Raw genomic sequence first — 24383 nt, forward strand, 5'->3', positions numbered from 1 at the left:
GGCTACGACGATTAATGGGTGTAGCCGATCAGATCGTAGCTTCTTGATTTAGTTCCATCGATTTAAGCAACAAAGCCACGTTGGTAAGAACCCTATTAAAAACCCAGAGGGTAATTTGTTAAGTATTGATGACAAAGAGCAACGCCCTTTGAATGCCCATGAAATTCTTCTCAATTGGTTTAACAAAAGCACTAAGTTAACAATCGTGAATGAGTTTTACAATTTAAATGACTACGTCATTGTTAAATATACGCCTCGACAAGTCAACACAACTGATTCTATGGAATATCGACTCCTATTAGAACATATCCGCAACGTGTCTTATGAAAAGGGATACCTTCTAACGTTTGCCGATGAACAAAAGTCACTTGATGGTCAACGTAAAACTAACAGCTCTAATAATGGCTTTAGTGGGAAGGTGAATAAACTACCTGATTTGTATAAAGATGGTTATGTAAATCTCATGGGATTAGAACAAAAATCGAATGAACAAATTATTAAAGAATTTTTTAACAGAGAAGGTTAATTCATATGGCTCGACAACTTCATAAATTTACAAACACGGTTGCATGGAAGTTAGATAGACCTTCATGGATTAAGGTGTTGAAAGATAGTAAAAAGCTGGCTCGACAACTCGATAAAGCTAACCCTGAAAATGTTCTTGGTGTTAGTGGTTCTCCTAGAGCTAGGCGACAACGACAACAAGATCAAGATGCTCATATCAAGCATTATCGTAAGCTCCAAAAAGAACAAGAGAAATTTGAAGCTACCCAGAAGAAAGTGTTGAAACGGTTTGCTCAATCCACAAGTGCAATTCGTGATATGAATGGGGCAGAAAAGAAGGTTCTATTAAATAAACTGAAACAGGCTAAAACTATAGAAGAGTTGCTTCATTTAGAGAAGAAGCTGAAGAATCAACTATCTGATACAAACCGTAAAGAGAAAGCCCGAACACGAGAACTATCTAAACAAGCAGCGTTAATCACTCGCCAAAACAATGAGCGTAGAATGGCGGCAGCAAGTTCTCTCAAAAATGCAGGTATGAGCGCTGCGTTAGTTGGTGGTAGTTTAGCAGCAGTGGGTATCCAACAATCACTACAACGAGCTACAGAACTGGATGCTGCTCTCAAGAAATCTGGTTTGGATGCTAAGACATTCCAAGATATTGCGGCTGCGTCCAAGAAGTATGGTTTATCGATGGATTCTGTTGCAGACCAATACAAAGACTTCGCAGACAAGCTCGGAGACTACCAACAAACGCAAGGCGGTGAGTTTAAAGATGTTGCAGAGTGGCTAAAAGAAAATAGTAAGATTTCTGAGAAGATGCTAAAAGAGTTACGACCACTTGAAGCTATGAATCTTATTGCTAAGGAAGCCAAACGTAGAGGAACAGACATGAACAAGTTAACGTTCTTGTTAGAGTCGTTCGGCAACGATGCTATTTTGCAATTTAAGGCAATCCGTAATCTTGATGAAATTGCTTCACAACGTGAACGATTTGGTTTGAATCTCTCACAACAAGATTTAGATACTCTAGTGAAAGCTAGACAGAACATCACGTTGATGGGTGTAGGGGTTGGACGCCTAGCCGACGAATTCCTTGTTGGATTTGGTGGCGGTAATATCGAATCTCTGATGATGGATATGAAAGAATTGCAACCAACATTTCGTCAAATGGGGGAGAGTGTACGAAGCTTTGTTGACGGTGCTATCAAACACGGTGATGAGATTATCACGATTGGTAAAACAATTGCTTCAATTTGGGTCGGTTCGAAAATCTTCACTGTATTAAGCGGTGGCTTGAGTGTTGTAAATACATTAACAAATGCATTCAAAGGTTTGTTCAAGCTTATTAGCCGTGCAGCAAGTGCACTAGGTCTTGGTAGTGCAACAAGTGCAAGTGTTAAAGGTGGTGCAGCCGCACGAGCAGCAGGTGGAGCACGAGCAGCAGCAGGTATGGCAGCAAGAGCTAACCCTTGGTTAATGGGCGGATACGCTGTATATGAGGGCAGAAAAGGCGGCTTGTTAGATCCTGAAAACTTTTTTGGTAAAAATAAATATACCGAGTTCTTAAATACCGATATCTTCGATCTAATTGGTCGTGCTGGTAGAGAGATCAGTTCAATTCAAACACAACATCAAAAAGTAGATGTAAATCTTCACGTTCGTTCTGATGTTGATAATTCTGGTAACATCATCCCTGTTGTTCGTGGTGAAATTGACCGCGCTGAGGATGATCGAATGGTGGCATTTTATAGCAACCTATCACCTTCAAACTAGAATCTAAGATATGACATTACCCCACCTTATTGGTGGGGTTTTTTATGTCTAGAACTACACGTAAATCAACTATGAAGATTTGACAGACTCATTAAAATTGTCATACGCTGATGATATCAATGGTATACAAATTCAAGCATTATCATGTAAGCCACTGATTTAATGGGCTGAGAGTCCCACTGTTTTTGTGGATAACTAAAATAAAAGTGTCATGGAGTGTTCCAAACTTGATAACACTCGCTGCGATTAAGTGTTTACTGGCGTTAACAATCTTTTCAACAAACTCATCACTACAAGTGCCAACGTAACAAATGTTGCAAGCGGTAAAGCTATCCACAATTCGGGGTGAATTTGTGCATTGAGATCGAATCCATATGTCATGACTGCGGCCACACAAACTTCCGCAGCGAATACCGCAACACCACTAGCAATCAACGCCATAATTCCGTACTCGGCCCACAGGGTTGTGTTGATCCGTTTCTTACTTGAACCTAATGTGCGATACAAACGAATCTCTTGTTGGCGTTGGGACAAGCTTAACCTCAGTAGCGTAAAGATGAGCAGCAGACCAGCAACAACGCCTAAAAGAGCAAGGATGGTGATTGCTGATACGATTTGCTGAATCAAAGCCTGAATTTTCTCGCCCATAGTTCGGATATCTAAAACAGAGACCGTTGGGTGAGCACGTGACATTGACGTCAACAACGCTTCATTTCCTTCTTCAATCCTATAACTGATGAGGTAAGAACCAGGTAAATTAGCCATCACGTCAGATGAGAAAATAAAATAAAAGTTAGGCTTCATGTCACGCCATTCGACATAACGGATGGTATCTACTACTGCATCGTAATTCTGGCTGTTTATTACAAAGCGCAGCGTATCACCGAGTTTTATGCCTAAGTCATTTGCTACATCCGCTTCTACAGATACACTCCCTTTGTTTGTCCATTCACCCGAAAGCACATCATTATATTCTGGTAGGGTATCTCCCCATGTCAGGTTTAGCTCTCGACGTATCGCGTCAGAACCTTCTCCTTCGTAATCAATCTCTTTGACGTTTTGACCGTTAATCTCTGTTAGTCGTCCACGAATTATTGGATAAGCTTGTGACCGCGTAACTCCGTTTTTGTCTAGGGTTTCTAGGTAGTTATCGAGCTCATAATCACCAATGTTCAAAGCGAACACATTTGGCGCGTCTGCAGGTAAGGTTCTCTCCCAATCCGCGAGAATATCGCTGCGCACAAGCCAAATGATAGACAGCAACATCAAAGATAATGCCAAAGCACCAAACTGTAGGCCGCTGGTTACTGGCGTCCGGTTGATACGACTCAACGCAAGCTTCATTGCAGGATGGGTTGACACACGTGCAAACAGCTTTGTGAGTGTGACGCTAACTGCTGCGAGTACCACAAACAGTACCGCTATACCAGTGAGCACGATCCAAACTAAGGTGTTATCAGCATACAGTAAAAGTAATGGAATAACGGGCACTAGAACAAGTAACATTCGCTTCCAAGAACGTTGCGCTTTACCCTGCTGTAGCACTTCTAACGCGGGAGTTTTAATCAAGCCTAAAAGTGGTATACCGAGAGCAGGCACCGTAATCAAGACTGCTGAGATAAATGCCACCAAAAATGGTGTGACGCCGTAACTAGGGAGTGGGTCGGGTAATAAGTCTTTGAGTGGAATACGTAATAAATATTCCAGCCCGCTCCCTAACAATATACCGACGACACTGGCACTAATGAGAAGGATTGTGACTTGAATAAATAACCACTTTTCAATCCATCGGCGGCTCGCACCAAGACTTTTCAACATCGCGATAGTTTGTGTCCGGCTGTTCACGTAATTTTGACAAGTAAGAACCAATGTTGTCGCTGCCATAATGATGACAATCGCTACGGTCAACGACAGATACTGCGTCGTGCGTTCAAAAACCTCATTACTACGACTGGCAGTATCTTGCGTGCGCCAGCGATCGCTCGGAGAAAGCTGCGTATCATCTTGTAAGCTCTTTAGTGTTTTATCATCGGCTTGTAAAAACAGACGGTATTGAACTCGGCTCCCAACTTGAATTGCTCCTGTTTTATCTACGTCACTTTGATGAATGTATGCAGAAGGCATTTGCTGAAATGGATTAAAGCTCAAGCCAGGTTCCATCAATACTGCGCCTGATACAGTAAACTCGGCATCGCCTATCGTGACGCTGTCACCTGAGTTTACGTTTAGTTGAGTCATAATCCGCTCATCAAGCCAGAGTTGGTTCTCTTTAACGCGACTGGCCGGATTATTTTCAAGAACGAGCTCTCCCATTAAAGGGTAATTATCATCCACCGCCCTTACAGAAATAAGCTGCATACCATTATCGCTAAATGCCATAGTCGCAAATCGCGTCATCATCGAACGTTCAAGGTTTTCAGTCGAGGTTAACAACGTGTCCGGAATGGGATTAGCAGACACAAACACCGCATCTGCCGTTAATGCATCCTTCCCCTGCTTGACGATCACCTGCTCCATTCGTTCTGCTAATGCAGAAAGCGCAAAGATACTCGCAATCACGAGAATAAGAGCAACGCTAATAGGCCAAAGATTCCCCTGCCTTATTTCGCCGAAACTCCAACGTATCAAACTTTTATTCGACGAGTGCTGTGTTGTACTGTTTTGCTCTGTGGATGTTGCTTCACTTGATGATACTGCAGACATTATATCTCCTCCTTAAGCTCACCCGCCTCCATACGATAGATACGGTCACATCGGCTTGCTAGATGACCATCGTGTGTTACTAAAATCAGAGTTGTCCCGTGCTGTTCATTAAGATCGAATAGCAGCTCAATCACTTTGTCTGCGGTTTGATGGTCAAGATTGCCGGTAGGCTCGTCTGCGAACAACAGTTCAGGTTGTGTCATAAATGCTCGCGCTAGTGCAACTCGCTGTTGTTCACCACCAGATAACTGGCTTGGTAGATGATCGACACGTTTTTCCAATCCAACAGCAGCTAATAATTCCGCTGCTCTTGCTTCATCTTCGGCTTCACCACGTAAAAGACAAGGAAGCGTGACATTACGTAATGCACTCAAACTCGGGATTAATAAGAAACTTTGGAAAACAAAACCTAAAGAGTCAGCCCGAATTTTCGCACGTGCTTCATCGTCCAGTTTTGATAATTCATGACCTAATAAAGTAATTTCGCCTGATGTCGGTGTATCAAGACCAGCTAGCAACGTCATCAATGTTGACTTACCTGCACCGGAAGTTCCGACGATGGCGATCTTTTCTCCTTTTCGGATGTCAACATTTACGTCTTTGAGGATTGTTAATTGTTCTTGATTAGTAGAGACTTGTTTAGAAACCAAATTGGCTTGAACAATAGGTGCATTAAGTACAGGTGTTTGCATGATTCGTATACTTTCCTTAGTTCTATTTTTTTGTTTTTCCGCTACTTCACATGCGAGCGAAAAGCTACTTGTCTTGGGTGATAGCTTGAGTGCAGGCTATCAGATGCCGATCGAAGAGAGTTGGCCTAGCTTACTCCCTGATGCGTTGTCAGAACATGGTCAAGATGTAACAGTTATTAATGCCAGCATTTCTGGCGATACAACCGGCAATGGCTTAGCACGGTTACCTCAGTTGCTAACTCAGTATAGCCCTGACATGGTACTTATTGAGTTAGGTGCCAACGATGGCCTAAGAGGCTTCCCTCCTAAACTTATTACGTCGAATCTTTCAAAAATGATTACCATGATAAAAGATTCTGGTGCGGACGTTGTCATGATGCAAATTCGGGTTCCACCTAATTATGGTAAGCGCTATAGCGATATGTTTTACGATATCTACCCTAAGCTTGCACAGCATCAACAAGTTGCCTTGATGCCATTCTTCTTAGAGCATGTTGTCACCAAACCAGAATGGATGATGGATGATGGCCTTCACCCAAAACCAGATGCACAACCTTGGATCGCTGATTTCGTTGCTCAAGAATTAATTAAACATCTCTAATTTTAATGGTCTAGCTCAATAAGTTTTACGTAACTTTACGTTAATCTATTTTCAATTCCACTCATCGAGGATAGATAACAACATGCGAATAGAACCGTTAATTCAAGGTGTTGTTGCTCGCTCTGCGCACCCCAAAGGGTGTCATGCATCTATTAAAGAGCAAATTGAATACGTAAAGCACGCCCCACAGATCAAAAAAGGCCCAAAACGGGTTTTGATTATTGGTGCCTCCTCTGGTTTCGGCCTAGCGGCACGAATAGCCCTAACGTTCGGTGGCGCTAACGCCGATACCATTGGCGTCTCATTTGAGCGTGGCCCTTCAGAGAAAGGGGTTGGGAGTGCGGGTTGGTATAACAACGTCTTTTTTAAGCAAGAAGCAAATCAAGCCGGGCGTACCGCAATAAATATTGTTGGCGATGCATTCTCTGGTTCGGTGCGCAATCAAGTGATTGAAGCCATTGAAACGTACTTTGAGGGTGAAGTTGACTTAGTCATCTATAGCTTGGCAACCGGTGTTCGACCTAAACCTGAATCTGATGAGTTTTGGCGCAGTGTCATTAAACCTATTGGTGAACCTGTCACTGGCGCTTCTATCATGCTGGAGAACGATAAGTGGATAGAAACCACCTTAACGCCTGCAACAGAAGAGGAAGCCAATGCCACCATTAAAGTAATGGGCGGCGAAGACTGGGAAAGCTGGATTGACACACTCATCAATAACGACTCTATTGCAAACGGCTGCAAAACCATCGCCTTTTCTTACATGGGCCCTGACATTACGCACCCAATTTATCTCGATGGTACGTTAGGTCGAGCGAAAATCGATTTACACCAAACCAGTCATTCATTAAACCTCAAACTCGCCAACTTTGACGGCGGTGCTTACGCAACCGTGTGTAAGGCGTTGGTGACGAAAGCCAGTGTGTTCATCCCTGCTCTAAGCCCTTACCTGTTAGCGCTTTATCGAGTGATGAAGGAAAAAGGTACTCACGAACGCTGTATTGAACAAATGCAGCGACTGTTTACTACGAAGTTATACGATCAAGAGAAAGTGCCAGTTGACGGTGAACGCTTGATTCGAATAGATGACTTGGAACTTGAACCGCAAGTTCAACAAGAAGTCCACGCTCTTTTAGAACAGATGAATGCTGATAACTTTAAAGAGATTGGTGATTACCAAGGTTTTAAAGATGAGTTTATGAAGCTCAATGGCTTTAACTTTGAATATGTCGACTATTCGCAAGACATTTCTATTGAATCGTTAATGTCGCTTAAGCCTTGATACTTGTTACCTGTTTCAAGGATGAGATATGTGACAACTATTCCTAGTCCTGAACACTTTTCAGGACTTTTTTTTGTTTCGAGCCCTAGCCACCCTATACTTAATTAAAAAGCGAGCACAAAATAGAGCAGTCTGCATTTTTAATTCACAGGAAGTGAAACCACGTAAAGGATGACCTATATGGGGAGATTGCAAACATTAGACTACGAAATCCCTGAGTCTATGCGAAGAAGTTGGCAGGAAATCGTCAACTTACTGGCTCAAATAACACACGTACCCACCACATTAATTATGCGTATCCATCCGGATCGCATAGAAGTAAATACATCTAGCGAAACTCTAGGTAATCCTTATCGTACTGGCGATGCAGAGCTGCTTGGTAACGGTTTGTATTGCGAGCAAGTTATAGAACAGAAAGGCGAGCTTGTAATCCCCAATGCGCTTGAAGATGAAGAATGGCAAAATAACCCAGACATCAAACTAGGCATGATTTCTTATTGCGGCTTACCGCTATTCTGGCCAAATGGGGAGACATTTGGAACAATCTGTATGCTTGACTCTGAGAGAAACGAGTACAACGATAGTTACCGTCAGTTGCTTGAAACTTTCAAAGATTCAATCGAAGCACAGCTTTCAGTTGTGTACCAACAACATAAACTTCAGCGACTTAACACCGAGCTAAAGAGTCGAATTGAAAATCGTACCACGGATTTAGCCCAGTTAAGTTACTCTTTAACACAAGAAATTGATCGCCGTAAAGCCGCGGAAAAACAAGTGAGCTACCAAAAAACACATGATCAGGGAACTGGGTTTCTAAATCGCTCTGCACTTGAGAACATTGTCCAATACACCTTACAGTCCCTTGATAGTGATCAGCAATCGCTTGTGGTCATCAACATTGGTTTTAGTAACGCTCGCAGTATTCAGACCAGGCACGGGTTCGAGGTCTTTGACAACATTTTAAAAGAATTTCACTTCAGATTAACCAGACACGGTGCTAGCGGATTTATCACTGGTAGACCAAGTTCGAATGACATGGTTTTATTGATTTGGGGAGAGGATATTGAAGCTCGGTTAAATCAACTATTAGATGATATCACTAAAATTAGCGTAGATGGGTTTGTCTTCAACAAAACAGAAATACATTTGCACACGTATATCGGTATAGTTCAAGCTTACAAAGATTGCAGCAATGCTAAGCGTATCCTTCAACATGCATGTTACGCGATGCTTCTATGTAAAGAATCCGGCGAACCTTTTAGTTATTTTAGAGAAAATCATTCGGCGGATCTCAATAGTCACAATGAACTGGAAAGTTACCTTTTACAAGCAGTGCGTAACGACGATTTAGTGTTGTACTTTCAACCTCAAGTAGACTCCAAAACACGTAAATGGATTGGCGCAGAAGCCTTGCTTCGTTGGAGACATCCAATACTTGGCGACGTTTCCAACGAAGCATTGATACATATGGCCGAACAAAACGGGCTTATCTTTGAAGTTGGCTCTTTTGTTCTGCGTACCGCGATAGACAAAGCGAAACAATGGTCTGAGTTAATCGATAACTTCAAAATTGCCGTCAACGTTTCTCCCATTCAATTACAAAACGTAAATTTTGCAGAACAAGTGCAACACCTACTCGACACTTTCCATTTGCCAGCACACTTTCTCGAACTCGAAGTAACCGAGAGCGCTCTAATTGCTGATGAAATAGTAGCACGCACAACGTTAAATAAGTTGCATAAACTAGGTGTGACATTGTCACTTGATGATTTTGGTACAGGATATGCTTCGTTCAGCTATTTAAAGAAATATCCGTTTGATGCCATCAAAATTGATAAAAGCTTCGTCCAGCAAATGGAAAAGTCAGATGATGATCGCGAGATCATTTGTTCAATCATACACATTGCAAAAAAACTGGAACTCCAAGTAGTGATCGAGGGCATTGAATCCCACCAACAAGAGCAGTTTCTTATTGGTGAGGGTTGTGATATCGGACAAGGTTTTCTTTATGGTAAACCTATGCCTTGTAATGAATTTGAGCAAAGTTTGTTTAATCAGCGCCTTTCTGGCGGGCAATACGCCTACTCTTCCTAAGCATTCTCTTTACTATGAGGGCGGTGGTTTCTATAATCGCCGCCCGCTTCTATTAAAAGGCCAATATCTTCATGGATCAGTTGACTGCCACGCTTAAGAAAATTGAAAAGCAGAACTACCGAGCTTATCAGCAAATCAAAGGTCAATACGACTTCACTGATTTCACTTTGTTTATCGATCATGTACAGGGTGACCCTTATGCATCGGCGTCACGTTTTCGTGCGACTCGCGCATGGTCTTTGACTGGTCTTGAGTGGCTAAGAGACGAGTCTCCTGCATTTCAAAGAGGTGCACGTGATTTTATTGCGCGTAGTTTTGAACAGTTTGCTAAACAAGAAAACTCAGTATCAATTTCACTGACAGGCCAAACTGTACTGGATAGCACCGCGGTGTTGTTTACTGAAGAAGGTATTGAACTGCGTTTTCGAGTTAACTTACCGGCTGAAGGTCGTTCAGTATTGGGGAAAAAAGCCAACAACATACTGACTTTCCACCTGCCTAAGTTTATCCGTCGAGCAACTTTAGAGCGTGAACTCGACAAAGCCGCTTTAATTAAGCACTGTCAAGTTGTTGAAGACCAAGATGCCCTGCGAGAACAGTTAGAGGCCAATAACTTAGTCGCGTTTGTCGCAAACGGCAGTATTCTTCCTCGAATTGCAGGTAATTGCGACCTTCCAATGAAAGAAGCCGTTGAGTTTAAAGCCCCTGAATCTCTACAAGCCACTTTACATGCGCCAAACAAGGGCCATGTCACAGGATTAGGAATTCCAAAAGGTATCACACTGATCGTAGGTGGCGGCTTCCACGGTAAATCTACCTTATTAAATGCAATAGAGCGTTCAATTTACGATCATATTCCAGGAGATGGCCGCGAATACATTGTTGCCGATAACAAGGCTATGAAGATTCGTGCCGAAGATGGCCGATGCGTACACCACTTGAACCTGTCGAACTACATCAACCATTTACCGATGGGTAAAGATACGGCGGACTTTTCTACTCAAGACGCATCAGGCTCAACGTCGCAAGCCGCTTGGCTTCAAGAGTCTATTGAAGCGGGTGCAAGCACATTATTGATTGATGAAGATACTTCTGCTACCAACTTCATGATTAGAGATGAGCGTATGCAGGCATTGGTGGCAAAAGGTGATGAGCCAATTACTCCTCTCGTCGACCGCATTGGTCAATTACGAGATGATCTTGATATCTCTACCATTATCGTTATGGGTGGGTCGGGCGACTACTTAGACGTTGCCGATACCGTCATTCAAATGCACGACTACCAAGCCGTTGATGTGACTGAAAAAGCGAAAGAAGTTATCGCTCAGCACCCTACTCAACGCCATAACGAGTCAGAAGAACGTTTACAGACCTTCCCACCTCGAGCACTGAACCGCGTTGCGTTGATGAATATTCTGACTGACGGCAAGTTCCGTGTGAATGCGAAAGGCAAAGAGTCACTTCGATTTGGTAAAGAGTTTACTGATCTTAGCGCTTTGGAACAGATAGAGTCAGCCGATGAAGTCAACACAATTGGCTGGTTATGGTTCCAAATTGCTCAACTTCCAGGTTGGTGTAATCATCCGGCGAAGGAGATTGAAGAAATGCTGTCTGGTGAGTGGCATGCCGCTCTTCCTAAACAAGGCGACTTAGCCAAACCACGCACACTAGACGTTATGGCTGCCCTCAACCGCATGCGAAAATCTCAGTTTAAGTCATCATGCTAGTTTTGATACGCTGACAGAGACAGTTCAATCAAAAGGCAGCTATAGTTAGCTGCCTTCCTTTATCTTTATTCTTAGCGAATCATTCGTTTCTCAGTACATTCCACGCTTCACAAAGAACTCTAAATCTTTCTGCATCGCCATTTTCTCGATCAGGATGCCAACGAAGCGCGAGTTTTCGCCATTGTTTTCTAATTTCCGCAGGCGTAGCGTCAGTGTTAAGTTCAAATAGTGACAGTGCCTTTGTCTTATCTACGCTGGCTACTGACGAACCACCGATGAACTTTTGATAAGTTGTCCAAAATTCATTCAACAGTCGACGCACTTCATCTTCGTCCGCTTCGTAATTGCGCCAATCTAAGTAATACTCACGCAAAGGATCATGAATATCGATCTTATGCCTCAAAGCTTCCATCGAAGACATGAGCTGAATATCCATGGCTTCGACTTGAAGCCAGCTATCCGGATACAGAGTGTCTTGCAGTTGATATAATGCATTCATGATCAGGAAGTTTCTTTTGAATAAATCCTTATCGGGAGAGTCGTCCAGCTTTGAAATATAACCTTGTTCACCCAACGAGCTTGCCAAGGTGTGCACTTTCCAATTAGAGGGCTGTTTTCTCAGAATTTCTAACATTGGCCAAAGCAGCGGATTTTCTATTGCATGAGGCTCAATACTATTGACAGTACGTTGTCCTTCCATTCATCCTCTCTGACACGAGTTTAGGGCCCCATTCACGGCACAAAAAACATAGTTTCCACTTTGTAGCATAAATGCAAAAAGGCCGATAGTCATTCACCATCGGCCTTTGTAAGGAGATCACGTAAAGGTTAAATAACCCCTAGCTCACGTAAACGTTCCATAAGGTAGCTATGTGCAGTGTAGCGCTCAGATAACACCACTTCCGGCTTTGGATGCAGGAACAACGGTAATGAGATACGTGACTTTTCTTGACGGCCACCCGTAGGGTTGATTACACGGTGAGTCGTTGAAGGGAAATAACCACCTGACGCTTCTTGAAGCATATCACCAATGTTGATGATTAAGTTCCCGAAGTCACATGGTACATCGATCCAATCACCCTCTTTACTCTTTACTTGCAGTCCAGGTTCATTAGCAGCAGGCAAAACCGTTAACAGGTTAATGTCTTCATGCGCAGCAGCACGAATAGCGCCTGGCTCTTCTTCGCCTGTCATCGGTGGGTAGTGAAGCACGCGTAGTAATGTTTTGTCACTGTTATTGATCATTTCTGACAACGCGATAGAGAACTTCTCTTGAACGTCCTTAGGTGCGTACGCTTCAACCCAACCTAATAGCTCTTGAGCAAATGCATTGGCACGCTCGTAGTACTCTAAGATTTCAGCTTTAAGCTGCTCTGGGATCTGCCCCCAAGGGTAAACATGAAAGTACTCTTTGATGTCTTTCACTTTGTGCCCTTTCGCCACTTCAGACACAGAAGGTGGGAAGTAGCCATCTTGGGTGTCTACGTTAAAGTGAAAATCATTCTTTTGATCTGAACAGAAAAACTCATGCCAGTTTTTGTAAATTGACTCTACAAGCTCTTGTGGAATCGGGTGGTTTTTCAACACACCAAACCCCGTTTCTCGTAGAGAGGTAACGAACTGTTGAGCAGCATCGTCAGCAAGATAATCGACAGTTTCCAGTTTCATGGCTTTACTTCTTTTTTATTAGACTGAATCATGGATTCTATGGATGGGCATGTTGTAAATCAAACTTTAATGAAAAGTGCACGCGCAAACGTTTTAATGTTGAGCAGTTTGCCAATAAATCAACATTTTCAGTGATCAAAAAACCCATTAAAATATCAATTGCACACCGTTCAATTAAGTGCAATCATTAACACAATCTATGGAGTCCCACTGTAAGATAAATTGAAGGATCAAATAACTCTATGAAAAGCACCTCGACACTCTTAGGATTAACGATTTTTTATGCCATCGTGTTTTTATTTTCTGCGTTGGAACCTAACTCACGTGCAGTTTGGTTTGCGGAGATTATCCCGGCGATTGGTATTCTTGTTGCTATTTGGGCGATTTCGATTCGCTATCAGTTCAGTAATACGGCTTACTTTTTAATGTTCATCTGGCTCTGTTTGCACACTATCGGTGCGAAATATACGTTCTCCGAAGTGCCGTTTGACTGGTTTAACGACATGATTGGTTCAGAGCGAAATAATTTTGATCGCGTTGCGCACTTTTCAATTGGCCTTTACGCATATCCGATCGCTGAATACTTGATAAACAAAAAACGGTTCAACAAAGCGTTCTCTTGCTGGTTTGCTTTGTTTGCTATCATGTCACTTGCTGCTGGCTATGAGATTATCGAATGGTGGTATGCGGAGTTGGCTGGTGGCGATGAGGGAATTGCCTTTCTGGGCTCGCAAGGTGACATATGGGACGCCCAGAAAGATATGTTGTGCGATACCGTTGGTGCAGTGTTGTCGTTATTCTTAATGTCGGCTCAACGTCGATTCTCTCAACCATTCTAAATAAGGGTTAAACCCATCAACAATTGGAACCTGTACGATTTGAGCGACCTCGTATTCGTGCAGGTTTTCTATTTTCTCTTCCACCAATTCATAAAGTTCTCGACGAGTTTTGATGACTAGCAACCATTCGTTGTCAGTACAAACCTCCCCTTTCCAAACGTAGTGGCTTTCAATAGGCATTGTTTGAATACACGCGGCTAATTGGGCATCTAGCAAACCTTTAATGATCTGATCTCGATTTTTTTCATTACTGGTTGTACTTAAAACCATGCAATAGTCATGTTTCATACTCATTTTCTAGCCCTTCATTATTTCATTGTCACTTTGCCGCCAATCATTTTGTAAGCGGGGGTTCCTCTTACTAAAGTATCTCTTGCAAACTCTTGTCCGCAAGCGGGGCAAATACATGGGGTTTGTGTGAAATCGTCAACAATGCGCTCTTTGAAGCATTTAACCAGTGCGCCTTTCCCGCCTTTACGGTACTTAAATAGTTGAGTTTTACACTTTGAGCAATAGATATCGACGGTTTTCGTCGGCTGCTTCTTATTCGGTTTCGCCATGGTTACTTTCTATATCCGGTTTGACCCATACATTATTAAAATCAAACCAACCTAAGGCATTACACTTTGCATTTTGTAACGCACCGCTGTGGTCTTTATTCACGCCTAGCCAACAGTGAAACATAGGAATCACCTGACAGCTTTTTACTAACTGTCGTCCTAGCTCACGCGCAGGAAAGTCTGTGTGCATCCCAGCACGCCATTGATCGACAAGTTTAGCCCATTCACTAAAATCGTAACCTGAACTGAACTTCTCAATATCACTGTAATCCAGGAGCCAGCCCGCCAACGCGTCATTTCGGTTCGTTGCAATGCCCATAGCTTTCACCCAGATATCCACTTCCTCCGGTGCGGGCGGTTGAGAATCATAACGAATAAACTCAACCTCTATACCGTGCGGTTTTAAGAGTGTCTTGATGGCCTTGGCAACTACTGGAAACATCGGATGCTTTTTCTGATACGCTACGGAAATTACCTTATTAGCCTGTGGTACGCTGCCCGCTTCTGCTGGCCTAAGATCAATCCAACCGGGCTTAAGGCCAAAGGCTTGCAATACTCCCAGTTCCATCACTTTATCTTGTGGGACATGCGCGTAAATCTGGTGACTGTTGAGGGTTTGCGAGAGGAACTCTGCCCAACGTGGATCTTTTGCAATCCCAGTGTTTTTGTTTAGTAATAGGAATGTACAGCCAGGGTCCAGCTCGACTTCATCGGATGAACCTTGTTTATCCATCTTCGGCTTTGACAGGCTTGGATAAACCATTGAAGAATAGGCTTCATCGATTACCCACACCTCCACTTGGTCAAGTAAAGGGCGAAAACCAAAGTAGCCATCAAAAGCAGTCAAAATAAGACGCTTATCATCATTCATTTTAACTTGGAACGGCCCTGTCCCTATCGGTTGTCTATCAAAGCTTTCAGAACGCAAAGCACTCGGTAGCAAAATTTTTGCTTGCGACTCACTCAGAGCCAGAGGCAGGTAGCGATCAGGACGGACGAGCTCAATATCAACGGTCCACTCTTGTGGTGAAGACACCCGCTTTATGTGAGAAAACAAGTTCAAGCCATTTAACGCAAGCACACTTTCAAGAACACAACTGGTTGTTAACGGTTCACCATTATGAAAGCGTACTCCACGACGAAGATAAAAACGCCAATGAGTATCAGAAATTGCTTCCCACGTGTGGGCTAAATCTGGTTGAAGTTGTTCATTTTCATCAAGGCGAGTGAGTCCGCTAAAAATTTGTCTGGCGATGTGCTGTTCAGAACGCCGCATCGGTTTCTGCGGGTTTAACATCGACAATGGTCGATAATAAGGCAAACGCACGACCTGCTCGCCCTGTCGATGCTGAAGCCCTAAATAACCTTGGATAACCTGCGTCAATCGTGCCGCATCGTTATCAAGCGCATCTAGAGCCTGACCGATTTTCCCTTCATCGAGATAACGCCTGGCGAGGTTTTCGCTGACGTCGCTTCGATTACGTTTAAAAACGAGTTTCGAAAGTTTTCCTCGACCCGCTGCCGGATGCCACTCAATCCAGCCCTCTTCTTCAAGTTTATTTAGAACAATACGAGCATTACGACGTGTACAAAACAACGCTTCCGTGATGTCTTCGAGCTGAACGTCCGTATCGTGACCGGAAAATTTTTCAAACAGTGTTTCGAACTGAACACGTAAACGAGGGCTACTCATAAAGAGGAAATTCTTATCTTGTTGTCGATAAGCTAAGTTTCCTCATTTTTTCCAAAAAGTGCAAACATCACACTATAAATTATTGAATATCGATACCAATTTCTCGCGAAAGTTCAGCCAGTTGTACCTCGTTGTCCAGCTTGATAGACCATTTGCACTCTGCTCCATGAGATAAAACAACGTTCGCTCCTCTACCCAGCAGCTGAATTGCATCGGTTTGCGCTTGCAAGGTTACCATTGCACTGCCGGAGAGCTTAATCACTATTTCACGCTGGGTTGCAATGATTTTTCCTAATGAAAACTCAATCACCATCTTAGTTTATACCGACTTTGTTTTGTGTTGTTTCACAGCGATGGTCAAGCGACTGGTACACACTAAACGGCCTCGCTCATCAGTGATATCGATTTGCCACACTTGCGTTGAAATACCCAGATGAAGCGGTTTTGCCGTACCAATCACATGACCACATCGCATGGCTCGCACATGGTTCGCGTTAATATCTAAACCGACGCAGTAGCTGCCCTCATCGACAGAGAAGTTTGCAGCCAATGAGCCTAATGTTTCTGCGAGCACGACTGATGCACCACCGTGAAGCATTCCTAAAGGTTGATGAGTAAAGCTGCATACGGGCATGGTTGCTGTAAGGGAGTCGTCAGTGAAATCTGTATATTTAATTTGTAGGTGCTCGATCAGGGTATTTTTTGACGTGGCATTCAGAATCTCTATGCTTACGGGCTTTTTCCATATACTCATTGTTTTACTCTTAGTTTCACAAACTGGTTTGTTAGGTTGTAACGATGTGCTAAGAAGCTAGCATAGACGCTACCTGGGCATAACTTCAAGACGTAACATCTCACCTTATTTATTAATCAGATGAATAACTTGATCCATGCATCATGTTACTATTTGGGTATATACTATTGCTTCAAAACAAAAAATTAAATGGAGCCTGTTATGAAGGTATGGATGAAAGCCTCTGCTCTTTTAACTATCGCGGGTTTAACAGCGTGTAGCGCATCACCGATGGGTCGCAACCAGATCCTGATGTTTTCAGATCAGGAAATGTCATCGCTTGGCGCTAAATCTTTCGAACAAATGAAGAAAGATATCCCAATCAGCAAAGATCGCAAAACGAATGCCTACGTTCAATGCGTTGCCAAACACATCACTGACACCATTCCCGCTCAATCTGGATTTAAAGACTGGGAAGTCGTTGTTTTTGATAGTGAACAAGTCAATGCGTTTGCTCTACCAGGTGGGAAGATCGGCGTGTATACCGGGCTTTTAGATGTCGCGAAAAACCAAGATCAGTTGGCAACAGTCATTGGTCACGAAGTCGCTCACGTCCTCGCTGACCACAGTAATGAACGTCTCTCACAAAGTCAGTTAGCAAATGCAGGGTTGTCTCTAGCAAACGTTGCCATTGGCGCTTCCGAGTACAAACAGTATCAACAAATGACGATGGCGGCACTTGGTGTCGGTGTTCAATACGGTGTTATCTTGCCATACGGTCGTACTCAGGAATCCGAGGCTGATATTGTCGGGCTGGAATTCATGGCAAAAGCAGGTTTCGACCCACGTCAAAGTGTCGATTTATGGAAAAATATGAGTGCTGCATCAGGTGGTTCTCAACCACCTGAATTCTTCTCAACCCACCCATCGCACAGTACGCGCATTAAAGATTTACAAGCAACCATAAATAAGCTGCCTGCGTATAACGCGAAAGCACCAAGATGTGGCTAATTCATTGCTACTATCGTCTACTACTTAAGCTTGCCAAATAAAAAAGCTCCCTAGGGAGCTTTTTAATGATTCTAATCAAGTGCCCAATATCTGTAGCGGCAAACTTAACAAACTATCTCCGAGAGTGGCAAAGTACCAGATGATAGAAACAAAACCTCCGACAGAGACCAAGTACCAAGCAAGTGAAAATAGTTGCCCATAACGGGTTAATGGCAATAAATGGCTTTGATGTCGAGCTCTCCATTCCATCACCACTTCCAACATTCCCATTAACAATAAAAACCCTAGCAACGTCAGACCGAAATAGTAACTGATAAAAATGCCTAATAAAGCGGTCGCAATACTGCCAACTAACCCGACCCAAGTATTCATTGAGAAGGTAATACTTTTGAGCACATGGCCACCATCTAATGGTAAAATAGGCAGCAGATTAAATAGGTTTAGCAAGGCGTTAAACACAGCAAGCCCAGCGAAGATCACCTCACCAGTCATCCAATAAAGCAAAGTAAAAACAACACTAAGTACTAAACCGAAAAATGGTCCCATGATTGAGATAACCACATCCTGCCAGCGCGTGTTTATCTTTTCGTCACTTAGCGCCAAACCACCTAGGAATGGAATCAAATAGATCCCTTTGGTCTTCATTCCAAAATACTTCATCGCTCTAATGTGACCATATTCATGAAAAACCAAACAAGCGATCAACGCTAGCGCGAATTCGAAGGAAAATAGCCAAGAATATGCAGCGAGACTTGCAGACGCTAACGCCACTTTAATAACTTTCGCACTTTTAAGTGCTTTCATCCCAAGAGATACGAGGCCTATTACACTTAAACGCTTTTCGGATGGTGGCGTAACTTCTGGCACTTGGCGCTCGATGTCTTTTTCATTTCGACAACCTTCGTTGACGAGCTCACCGTTAATTGTGACCTTGTAACTCAATTCAAACGGTTGCCATGTTAAAGAACACTCTAAATGACAGTTCAGGATTTCCTCACCCGCAGAGAGCTTAAACTGGTGTAGACAAGTCTCTGCGGTATTGTCACTGGCATCGATTTGAGACACCAACGTATTATCCCAATATAACTGCTGCCACCCAGCCATTGATCCTTCGAGCCTTAGCGAACGACCTAAAAATTCAACATTCAGTAATTCCAATGCGGTTCCTATTGCGTCTATTGAATAACTACATAGCGAGCGCGAATTATGCCTGTGAAGTGAAGAAACAGCAAAGCGAGCTATCTCTTGATTTGATCGTTATTTAACTATAAAGCTCGCAAAACAATTCTGGTCGTACCATTCTCTTCAAAAATATAACGATAATACATGCCCTTACAAGCCATCGTTTGACCTATGCATCATATTTAAAACGCAAAATACGCTCAAACTTTGACAAGTTATTAAACATACAATTAACATTACATTTACATCACCGTTGTATTTCGCGTATTAACAATTGGTGTAAGTACCACACAACAATTACAAGGACTTCGGTCCAGCATTATGACACCCTAGGAGGGTCAAGGATGAACAAGAAGCACTGCTCTCTGCTTACAATTTCAATATTGTTTGCGTGTAATGCCCACTCAGCGGGCTTCCAGGTAGCTGAACATTCGGCATCTGGTCTTGGTCGAGCATTTTCAGGGGAAGGGGCTGTCGCAGATAATGCAAGCGTCCTTGCTCGTAACCCTGCAGCAATGACACTTTTCAAAGAAGCTCAATTTTCGGGCGCGTTATCTATCATCGACCCTGAAGTCGATGTATACGACACTGTAAACAATGAACACGCGAAAGATGTCGCCCCTTTACAGATCGTGCCAGCAGGTTATTACATCAGCCCTATCAATGATAACTGGGCTTGGGGTATCGGTATGTTCACAACATACGGTGTTGCTACTGACTATCCAAATGATATTTCCGCTGGTGATATGGCGGGTGACACTTCCCTACTTTCAGTAAACATCAACCCTAATGTCGCTTACCGTATCAACGAGTCTTTCAGTGTCGGTGGTGGTATCAACCTAGTATACGCTGAAGCAGAGCTGACTCGCCACAAAGGCGCACTTGCCGGAATTTTAGGTGGTAATAAGTCCGATAACCTTGTCGGCATGGAAGGTGAAACTTTCGCTTGGGGTTGGAATGTCGGCGCTTTATTTGAGCTAAATGAAAACAACCGTTTTGGCTTTGGCTACCGCTCTAAGGTTGATCTAGATTTTGATGACGGTGAGTTTAGTAGTTACGACTCTGGTCGAGCTTCATCACCAAAAGTTGATGGCCGTTTAAAAATTTCTCTCCCTTCAATTATCGAATTATCGGCTTTCCATCAACTGAATGAACAATGGGCTGTACATTACGGCTGGCAACAAACCGACTGGAGCACATTTAAAGAACTAAAAGCGACCAGTAACGAATGTAATGACGGAGTATGTTTCTTTAAACCTGAGAAATATGAAGACAACAATCGCTACTCCGTTGGTGCAACTTACATACTTAATACAGACTGGACATTCCGTGCAGGCTTTGCGTACGACGAACAAGCAGGTGAAGCAACATTGAGTATCCCTGACAGTGACCGTTTTTGGTACAGCGCGGGCCTAACTTACGCAATGAATGAGAATTTAACTTTCGATGCAGGCTTTGCACTTGTTAAGAGTAAATCAGGCTCTTTCACTGAGAAAAATGCTCTGGGTGAAGAGATTAAGTTTGACTCAGAAGGTACTGCTTACATCAGCGCGGTACAGATGAACTACACCTTCAAATAATGGGATTACGGAGTAAACCAATGAAACACACGTTTAAATTATCAATGCTTTGTTCTGCAATCCTTCTTGCTGGTTGTGGTGATGATACCTCCAGCTCTGGTACTTCCGACAAAGTTCAATTTGAAGATGAAGTCCAAGCATTGCTTGATCGCGAAACATCCATCAGTTTTACGCTTCAAGGAGCGAACGCAGATGTACCGGCACCGTCTTACTTATTAATGGACACAAGCGATGGTACGCTTGGTCTGCCAACTGATGGCGATGATGCTTTAACCAACCCTAGAGCCTCAATGAACACGATGGATGGATGGTCAACGTCTATGCCAATCGTTCTTAACTTCAACGGCGACGGTTTTGCAACGGGCATGCTGTCGTCTGGTGTTAAAGTCATCAAGATTAACCAACGCTTAACCGAGTGGGACGGTAAATCTAACCCAATCGAAGAGGTACTCGTTCAGAATCAGGACTACGTAGTTCAAGCAAAAGGTAGCTCTCTATACATCCAGTTCTTGGCTGCACTTGATGAGTCAAGCGAGTACATTTTTGCGGTTACACAAGATGTTACTGACGTGAATGGTGAGCCAATTGGTACATCAGCCAGTTATGCGACAGGTAAATCGAAAGAAATCGTTTATGAAACTGGCGACCTTGCTTCTGTTCAAGCAGTCACTCAGGCGGTTGAAGGCATTTTTGGTCTAGCTCAAGTTAATCCTAACGACATCGTTTACTCCTCATGGTTCAGTACCCAGTCTGTAGGTGATACGTTAGCGGCAGTCAAAGGAGTAACCGCTACTGGTTTTTCTACTGGCGCAAACACACTAAATACCGTTTACAAAAATGACTCAAACGAAGGTTCAGTAGACTTATCAACGGCCTACACAATAACGCTCGGTGAAACCCAAGACTTTAGCACTGCGCTAGACTCTGACGATGACTTTAGTAAATACATTAGCGATCTAGACGCAGCTAAAACGGCAATTAAAGGCCTTTACATGCAATCAGGTGCCGATGTAAGCGTGACACAAGGTGTGGTAAGACTGCCTCATTACTTGGAAAAAGGCGCAAGCTGGAACATGCAACCAATGGTATCTGCGATGCCAAGCCTAGCGAAGCTAAGCGCAGCATTAGCGGATCCGAACGAGCAAGCAAACATGGTTCAGCAGCTATCAACAGGCGTTTTTGCAAATGATCCTGTTGATGTGACAAAGCTTGCTACAGATCCTACAGAGCAGCTAAAACTTGTTGGAGCTAAGCTTACTCTTACCGATGGTACCCAGCTTGATAGTGAGCGTATTATTACTCGCTACTCGCCTGTTCCCGTAGTGAAATCGGTTGAAGATGTCGAAGTACTGGTCTTCACACCTAAATCTGGCGTCGCGACAGACGTTGTGATTTATCAACACGGCATCACCTCAGCGAAAGAGAATGCGTACGCGTTCGCGTTCAATATGGTAAAAGCAGGTGTGGCAGTTATCGCTATTGACTTACCTATTCATGGTACGCGCAGCTTAGATGAACAACGTTCCGCAAATGCGAATGTACTGGCTTATCTAAATCTTTCCAACTTAGCCGTTGCGCGTGACAACCTACGTCAGAGTGTTCTGGATGTGTTAGGTTTGCGCGCTAGCTTAGTAGTATCTGCTCAAGGCGGTCTTTTTGCTGGAGGTCCTCTGCAAGGCTTCAACCCAATGACGGGTTCAAAAGTCAAAATGCTAGGTCATTCACTTGGCGGTATTGTAGCTACATCTGCCGTTGCAGCAGCAAACAATACACTGGGCAGCCCTTCTGCGGATGCGCTGTACACCTTTAGTTCTGCATCAGTACAGAACTCTGGTGGACAAATTGGTAATTTGTTACTGGGTTCAGACAATTACGGCCCTCAGATCAAACATAACCTCGCTTATGCAGCATCAAAAGACTATGCGAATTACGCTGATGCATCATGTGCGGATCTAGAAGATAAAACATGTTACGAAGCTTTTGAGGCTGCGGCAACGGAAGCTCAAGTAGCAGCGCTAGAAGCAGGTTTCTCACAATTTATCTATGCAGCACAGACTACACTAGACACTGTCGATCCGTTCACAAACGCTTCAGATTTAGTGGCATCTGGTTCGCTAACGACACCATTCTTTATGACAGAAGTGGATGGCGATAGCACAGTACCAAACAGTGTTCCAAATGCACCATTCGCGGGTACTGAACCGCTTGCTAATAAGCTAGGGTTGAAGACTGTGAACAGTACGGACACTGATGTGAATGCAACTGCGAGCTTTGTACAGTTTAATGCTACTGCATCGCACAGTACTTTTGCTTCGCCAAATGGCACTCTGTCTGATATTGATCATCATGTAGAGATGCAGATGGAAAACACTGACTTCTTAATGGATGACGCACTAACAGGTGTCACTAACACTTCTGTTTTGAAGTAATCGCAACATCCTTCCTACCAAAGCCCAGTTTCTACTGGGCTTTTTCATTTCAATTCTATTCAAACCCACTCATATTTCCTCTGCTATAGTTAAATCGATGTCTTTGCCTAACTCACTTGTTTAAAAGGAAAACTCTATGCGCGTATTGACTGTTATTGCCACTGTATTACTTCTTGCTGCATGCGGAAGTAGCCAATATCTGATGTCGACAAATGAAGGGAAAATTATTACCTCTTACGGTAAACCAGACCTGAACGAGGAAACGGGTATGTACGAATATGAAGACATGGATGGTAAAGAAATGAGTATTTCAAAAGAGCAAATTGTCCAGATTGTCGAACGTTAACGACAGGCCCTCTGTAAATTAGAGGGCTATGTTCTAGCCACCCTCTCTCTACATTTACCTCTTTTAGGCTTGTAATCGTTGTAGAAATTGACACAACTAATTCATAAGCCAAAACAATTAATAGTGTCTTTTATACTTCCGTATTATTTATTTAGCGAATATTTTACATCTTCACCTTAATCAGGTTGGAGTATTGTAAAATCTAGTCTTTAATTCGCTAACACCCTTTTATTTCTCAGGATAAAGTGGATAATACCGCCACAAAATAACATTACTAAGGTGAGTCCTTATGTCTATTGAAGCTACTCTGCTTGCGCGCTGCGAGTCAAAATGTGAACTGTGTTCTTCTGAATCTCAACTAACTGCATACGCTGTCCCACCTCACGGTAATGTGACGGTTGATACTGCCATCATGGTTTGTGATAAGTGTCTGGGTGAGATCGATGAGCCAAAAGACATTAACCACTGGCGTTGTCTAAACGAAAGCATGTGGAGCCAGGTTCCTGCTGTACAAGTGACTGCATGGCGCCAACTCACTCGCCTAAACACAGAAAGCTGGGCTCAAGATGCTCTTGACATGATGTACATGGAAGAAGAGCAAATGAACTGGGCAATGAAAGGGATGTCTGCTGACGATAAAACGGTTGACTGTAACGGCACTGAACTTAAGAAAGGTGACGATGTAACAGTAATTAAAGACCTACCAGTAAAAGGCACTAACCAAGTAATCAAACAAGGTACAGTGATTCGTGGTATTAGCCTTGGCGATGATCCAAAGCTAGTTTCGGGTAAGGCAAATGGTGGTCAGTCGATGTACGTGATCGCAGAATACTGCCGCAAGAAGTAATATCTCACTTCAGTCAAGTCAAAACGGGGCACCAATGGTGCTCCGTTTTTCTATACAACACTTAATCTACTATCATGTCTACCTCCTCTAGAGTGTTTCTTTTCTAAGGCGTAGGT

General features: G+C 43.3%; 22 protein-coding genes. 12 read left to right on the forward strand and 10 right to left on the reverse strand.

Annotated features, from left to right (window positions below; all coding sequences use genetic code 11):
* Positions 1 to 115 precede the first annotated feature (115 nt).
* Both R7127_RS09885 and R7127_RS09890 read left to right on the forward strand, forming a co-directional pair.
* Positions 116 to 526, forward strand: coding sequence for a hypothetical protein (locus R7127_RS09885; protein ID WP_318148396.1), 411 nt, complete (start codon positions 116 to 118; stop codon positions 524 to 526).
* Positions 527 to 531: 5 nt separating this feature from the next.
* Positions 532 to 2280 (forward strand): hypothetical protein, encoded by a 1749-nt coding sequence (locus R7127_RS09890; RefSeq protein ID WP_318148397.1) that lies wholly within the window; start codon positions 532 to 534, stop codon positions 2278 to 2280.
* A gap of 246 nt (positions 2281 to 2526) precedes the next feature.
* On the opposite strand, the gene R7127_RS09895 is transcribed toward R7127_RS09890, so the two are convergent.
* Positions 2527 to 4983 (reverse strand): ABC transporter permease, encoded by a 2457-nt coding sequence (locus R7127_RS09895; RefSeq protein WP_172563794.1) that lies wholly within the window; start codon positions 4981 to 4983, stop codon positions 2527 to 2529.
* The gene (locus R7127_RS09900; protein WP_005376323.1) at positions 4983 to 5675 is read right to left on the reverse strand and encodes an ABC transporter ATP-binding protein; all 693 of its coding nucleotides are present in this window, start codon (positions 5673 to 5675) and stop codon (positions 4983 to 4985) included. Before R7127_RS09900 ends, R7127_RS09895 begins: the two co-directional genes overlap by 1 nt.
* Between R7127_RS09900 and R7127_RS09905 the strand changes: the two genes are divergently transcribed.
* The 4 genes from R7127_RS09905 to R7127_RS09920 all read left to right on the forward strand — a co-directional run bounded on the left by R7127_RS09905 (position 5674) and on the right by R7127_RS09920 (position 11379).
* The gene (locus tag R7127_RS09905) at positions 5674 to 6276 is read left to right on the forward strand and encodes an arylesterase (RefSeq protein ID WP_158156034.1); all 603 of its coding nucleotides are present in this window, start codon (positions 5674 to 5676) and stop codon (positions 6274 to 6276) included. The genes R7127_RS09900 and R7127_RS09905 overlap by 2 nt on opposite strands.
* Positions 6277 to 6358: 82 nt before the next feature.
* Entirely contained in the window at positions 6359 to 7558 is a 1200-nt protein-coding gene (fabV, locus tag R7127_RS09910; protein WP_172563793.1) for an enoyl-ACP reductase FabV, read from the forward strand.
* A 180-nt stretch (positions 7559 to 7738) separates the two neighbouring features.
* Positions 7739 to 9652, forward strand: coding sequence for a sensor domain-containing phosphodiesterase (locus R7127_RS09915; protein ID WP_206971408.1), 1914 nt, complete (start codon positions 7739 to 7741; stop codon positions 9650 to 9652).
* Positions 9653 to 9723: 71 nt separating this feature from the next.
* Positions 9724 to 11379, forward strand: coding sequence for an ABC-ATPase domain-containing protein (locus R7127_RS09920; RefSeq protein ID WP_025767781.1), 1656 nt, complete (start codon positions 9724 to 9726; stop codon positions 11377 to 11379).
* Between the two features lie 79 nt (positions 11380 to 11458).
* Here R7127_RS09920 and R7127_RS09925 read toward each other — a convergent pair whose 3' ends face one another.
* Entirely contained in the window at positions 11459 to 12079 is a 621-nt protein-coding gene (locus R7127_RS09925) for a DNA-J related domain-containing protein (protein ID WP_005376328.1), read from the reverse strand.
* 128 nt (positions 12080 to 12207) lie between these two features.
* Positions 12208 to 13047, reverse strand: coding sequence for an isopenicillin N synthase family dioxygenase (locus R7127_RS09930; RefSeq protein ID WP_005376329.1), 840 nt, complete (start codon positions 13045 to 13047; stop codon positions 12208 to 12210).
* A gap of 242 nt (positions 13048 to 13289) precedes the next feature.
* Between R7127_RS09930 and R7127_RS09935 the strand changes: the two genes are divergently transcribed.
* Entirely contained in the window at positions 13290 to 13886 is a 597-nt protein-coding gene (locus R7127_RS09935) for a DUF2238 domain-containing protein (RefSeq protein ID WP_005376330.1), read from the forward strand.
* Here the strand turns inward: R7127_RS09935 and cutA are convergent.
* The 5 genes from cutA to R7127_RS09960 all read right to left on the reverse strand — a co-directional run bounded on the left by cutA (position 13848) and on the right by R7127_RS09960 (position 16893).
* Positions 13848 to 14180 (reverse strand): divalent-cation tolerance protein CutA, encoded by a 333-nt coding sequence (gene cutA, locus R7127_RS09940; protein ID WP_017634166.1) that lies wholly within the window; start codon positions 14178 to 14180, stop codon positions 13848 to 13850. The two genes, R7127_RS09935 and cutA, sit on opposite strands and share 39 nt — an antisense overlap.
* A gap of 14 nt (positions 14181 to 14194) precedes the next feature.
* Complete coding sequence (locus R7127_RS09945) at positions 14195 to 14446, reverse strand: hypothetical protein (RefSeq protein ID WP_017634167.1); 252 nt, start codon at positions 14444 to 14446, stop codon at positions 14195 to 14197.
* Positions 14430 to 16139, reverse strand: a complete 1710-nt coding sequence (locus R7127_RS09950; protein ID WP_005386283.1) for an SgrR family transcriptional regulator — start codon at positions 16137 to 16139, stop codon at positions 14430 to 14432. Before R7127_RS09950 ends, R7127_RS09945 begins: the two co-directional genes overlap by 17 nt.
* 79 nt (positions 16140 to 16218) lie before the next feature.
* Complete coding sequence (locus tag R7127_RS09955; protein ID WP_005386281.1) at positions 16219 to 16452, reverse strand: DUF3389 domain-containing protein; 234 nt, start codon at positions 16450 to 16452, stop codon at positions 16219 to 16221.
* Between the two features lie 6 nt (positions 16453 to 16458).
* Positions 16459 to 16893, reverse strand: coding sequence for a hotdog fold thioesterase (locus tag R7127_RS09960; RefSeq protein ID WP_042520857.1), 435 nt, complete (start codon positions 16891 to 16893; stop codon positions 16459 to 16461).
* A gap of 201 nt (positions 16894 to 17094) precedes the next feature.
* On the opposite strand from R7127_RS09960, the gene R7127_RS09965 reads away from it, so the two are divergent.
* Positions 17095 to 17883 (forward strand): M48 family metallopeptidase, encoded by a 789-nt coding sequence (locus R7127_RS09965; protein ID WP_149192557.1) that lies wholly within the window; start codon positions 17095 to 17097, stop codon positions 17881 to 17883.
* Positions 17884 to 17958: 75 nt separating this feature from the next.
* Here R7127_RS09965 and R7127_RS09970 read toward each other — a convergent pair whose 3' ends face one another.
* On the reverse strand, positions 17959 to 18987 hold the full coding sequence (locus R7127_RS09970; RefSeq protein ID WP_318141801.1) for a site-2 protease family protein: 1029 nt from the start codon (positions 18985 to 18987) through the stop codon (positions 17959 to 17961).
* 422 nt (positions 18988 to 19409) lie between these two features.
* Here R7127_RS09970 and R7127_RS09975 point away from each other — a divergent pair, with 422 nt between their 5' ends.
* The 4 genes from R7127_RS09975 to R7127_RS09990 all read left to right on the forward strand — a co-directional run bounded on the left by R7127_RS09975 (position 19410) and on the right by R7127_RS09990 (position 24267).
* On the forward strand, positions 19410 to 20645 hold the full coding sequence (locus tag R7127_RS09975; protein ID WP_042520853.1) for an outer membrane protein transport protein: 1236 nt from the start codon (positions 19410 to 19412) through the stop codon (positions 20643 to 20645).
* Positions 20646 to 20665: 20 nt separating this feature from the next.
* Positions 20666 to 23074 (forward strand): VolA/Pla-1 family phospholipase, encoded by a 2409-nt coding sequence (locus R7127_RS09980; RefSeq protein WP_042520851.1) that lies wholly within the window; start codon positions 20666 to 20668, stop codon positions 23072 to 23074.
* 136 nt (positions 23075 to 23210) lie between these two features.
* Positions 23211 to 23420 carry a YgdI/YgdR family lipoprotein gene (locus R7127_RS09985; protein ID WP_005376349.1) on the forward strand — a complete coding sequence of 70 codons (210 nt, stop codon included), beginning with the start codon at positions 23211 to 23213 and terminating at the stop codon, positions 23418 to 23420.
* Positions 23421 to 23709: 289 nt separating this feature from the next.
* On the forward strand, positions 23710 to 24267 hold the full coding sequence (locus tag R7127_RS09990; RefSeq protein ID WP_005376350.1) for a PhnA domain-containing protein: 558 nt from the start codon (positions 23710 to 23712) through the stop codon (positions 24265 to 24267).
* The last annotated feature ends 116 nt before the right edge of the window (positions 24268 to 24383 follow it).

The organism is Vibrio sp. 1159 (genome assembly GCF_033340395.1).
In the GTDB taxonomy this organism is placed as follows: Bacteria; Pseudomonadota; Gammaproteobacteria; order Enterobacterales; family Vibrionaceae; genus Vibrio; species Vibrio alginolyticus.

Bases quoted from the DNA above. Each gene is read 5' to 3' on its own strand.
- R7127_RS09890 (WP_318148397.1), top strand. From the start codon at position 532: ATGGCTCGACAACTTCATAAATTTACAAACACGGTTGCATGGAAGTTA.
- R7127_RS09895 (WP_172563794.1), bottom strand. From the start codon at position 4,983: ATGTCTGCAGTATCATCAAGTGAAGCAACATCCACAGAGCAAAACAGT.
- R7127_RS09905 (WP_158156034.1), top strand. From the start codon at position 5,674: ATGATTCGTATACTTTCCTTAGTTCTATTTTTTTGTTTTTCCGCTACT.
- R7127_RS09900 (WP_005376323.1), bottom strand. From the start codon at position 5,675: ATGCAAACACCTGTACTTAATGCACCTATTGTTCAAGCCAATTTGGTT.
- fabV (WP_172563793.1), top strand. From the start codon at position 6,359: ATGCGAATAGAACCGTTAATTCAAGGTGTTGTTGCTCGCTCTGCGCAC.
- R7127_RS09915 (WP_206971408.1), top strand. From the start codon at position 7,739: ATGGGGAGATTGCAAACATTAGACTACGAAATCCCTGAGTCTATGCGA.
- R7127_RS09920 (WP_025767781.1), top strand. From the start codon at position 9,724: ATGGATCAGTTGACTGCCACGCTTAAGAAAATTGAAAAGCAGAACTAC.
- R7127_RS09925 (WP_005376328.1), bottom strand. From the start codon at position 12,079: ATGGAAGGACAACGTACTGTCAATAGTATTGAGCCTCATGCAATAGAA.
- R7127_RS09930 (WP_005376329.1), bottom strand. From the start codon at position 13,047: ATGAAACTGGAAACTGTCGATTATCTTGCTGACGATGCTGCTCAACAG.
- R7127_RS09935 (WP_005376330.1), top strand. From the start codon at position 13,290: ATGAAAAGCACCTCGACACTCTTAGGATTAACGATTTTTTATGCCATC.
- cutA (WP_017634166.1), bottom strand. From the start codon at position 14,180: ATGAGTATGAAACATGACTATTGCATGGTTTTAAGTACAACCAGTAAT.
- R7127_RS09945 (WP_017634167.1), bottom strand. From the start codon at position 14,446: ATGGCGAAACCGAATAAGAAGCAGCCGACGAAAACCGTCGATATCTAT.
- R7127_RS09950 (WP_005386283.1), bottom strand. From the start codon at position 16,139: ATGAGTAGCCCTCGTTTACGTGTTCAGTTCGAAACACTGTTTGAAAAA.
- R7127_RS09955 (WP_005386281.1), bottom strand. From the start codon at position 16,452: ATGGTGATTGAGTTTTCATTAGGAAAAATCATTGCAACCCAGCGTGAA.
- R7127_RS09960 (WP_042520857.1), bottom strand. From the start codon at position 16,893: ATGAGTATATGGAAAAAGCCCGTAAGCATAGAGATTCTGAATGCCACG.
- R7127_RS09965 (WP_149192557.1), top strand. From the start codon at position 17,095: ATGAAGGTATGGATGAAAGCCTCTGCTCTTTTAACTATCGCGGGTTTA.
- R7127_RS09970 (WP_318141801.1), bottom strand. From the start codon at position 18,987: ATGGCTGGGTGGCAGCAGTTATATTGGGATAATACGTTGGTGTCTCAA.
- R7127_RS09975 (WP_042520853.1), top strand. From the start codon at position 19,410: ATGAACAAGAAGCACTGCTCTCTGCTTACAATTTCAATATTGTTTGCG.
- R7127_RS09980 (WP_042520851.1), top strand. From the start codon at position 20,666: ATGAAACACACGTTTAAATTATCAATGCTTTGTTCTGCAATCCTTCTT.
- R7127_RS09985 (WP_005376349.1), top strand. From the start codon at position 23,211: ATGCGCGTATTGACTGTTATTGCCACTGTATTACTTCTTGCTGCATGC.
- R7127_RS09990 (WP_005376350.1), top strand. From the start codon at position 23,710: ATGTCTATTGAAGCTACTCTGCTTGCGCGCTGCGAGTCAAAATGTGAA.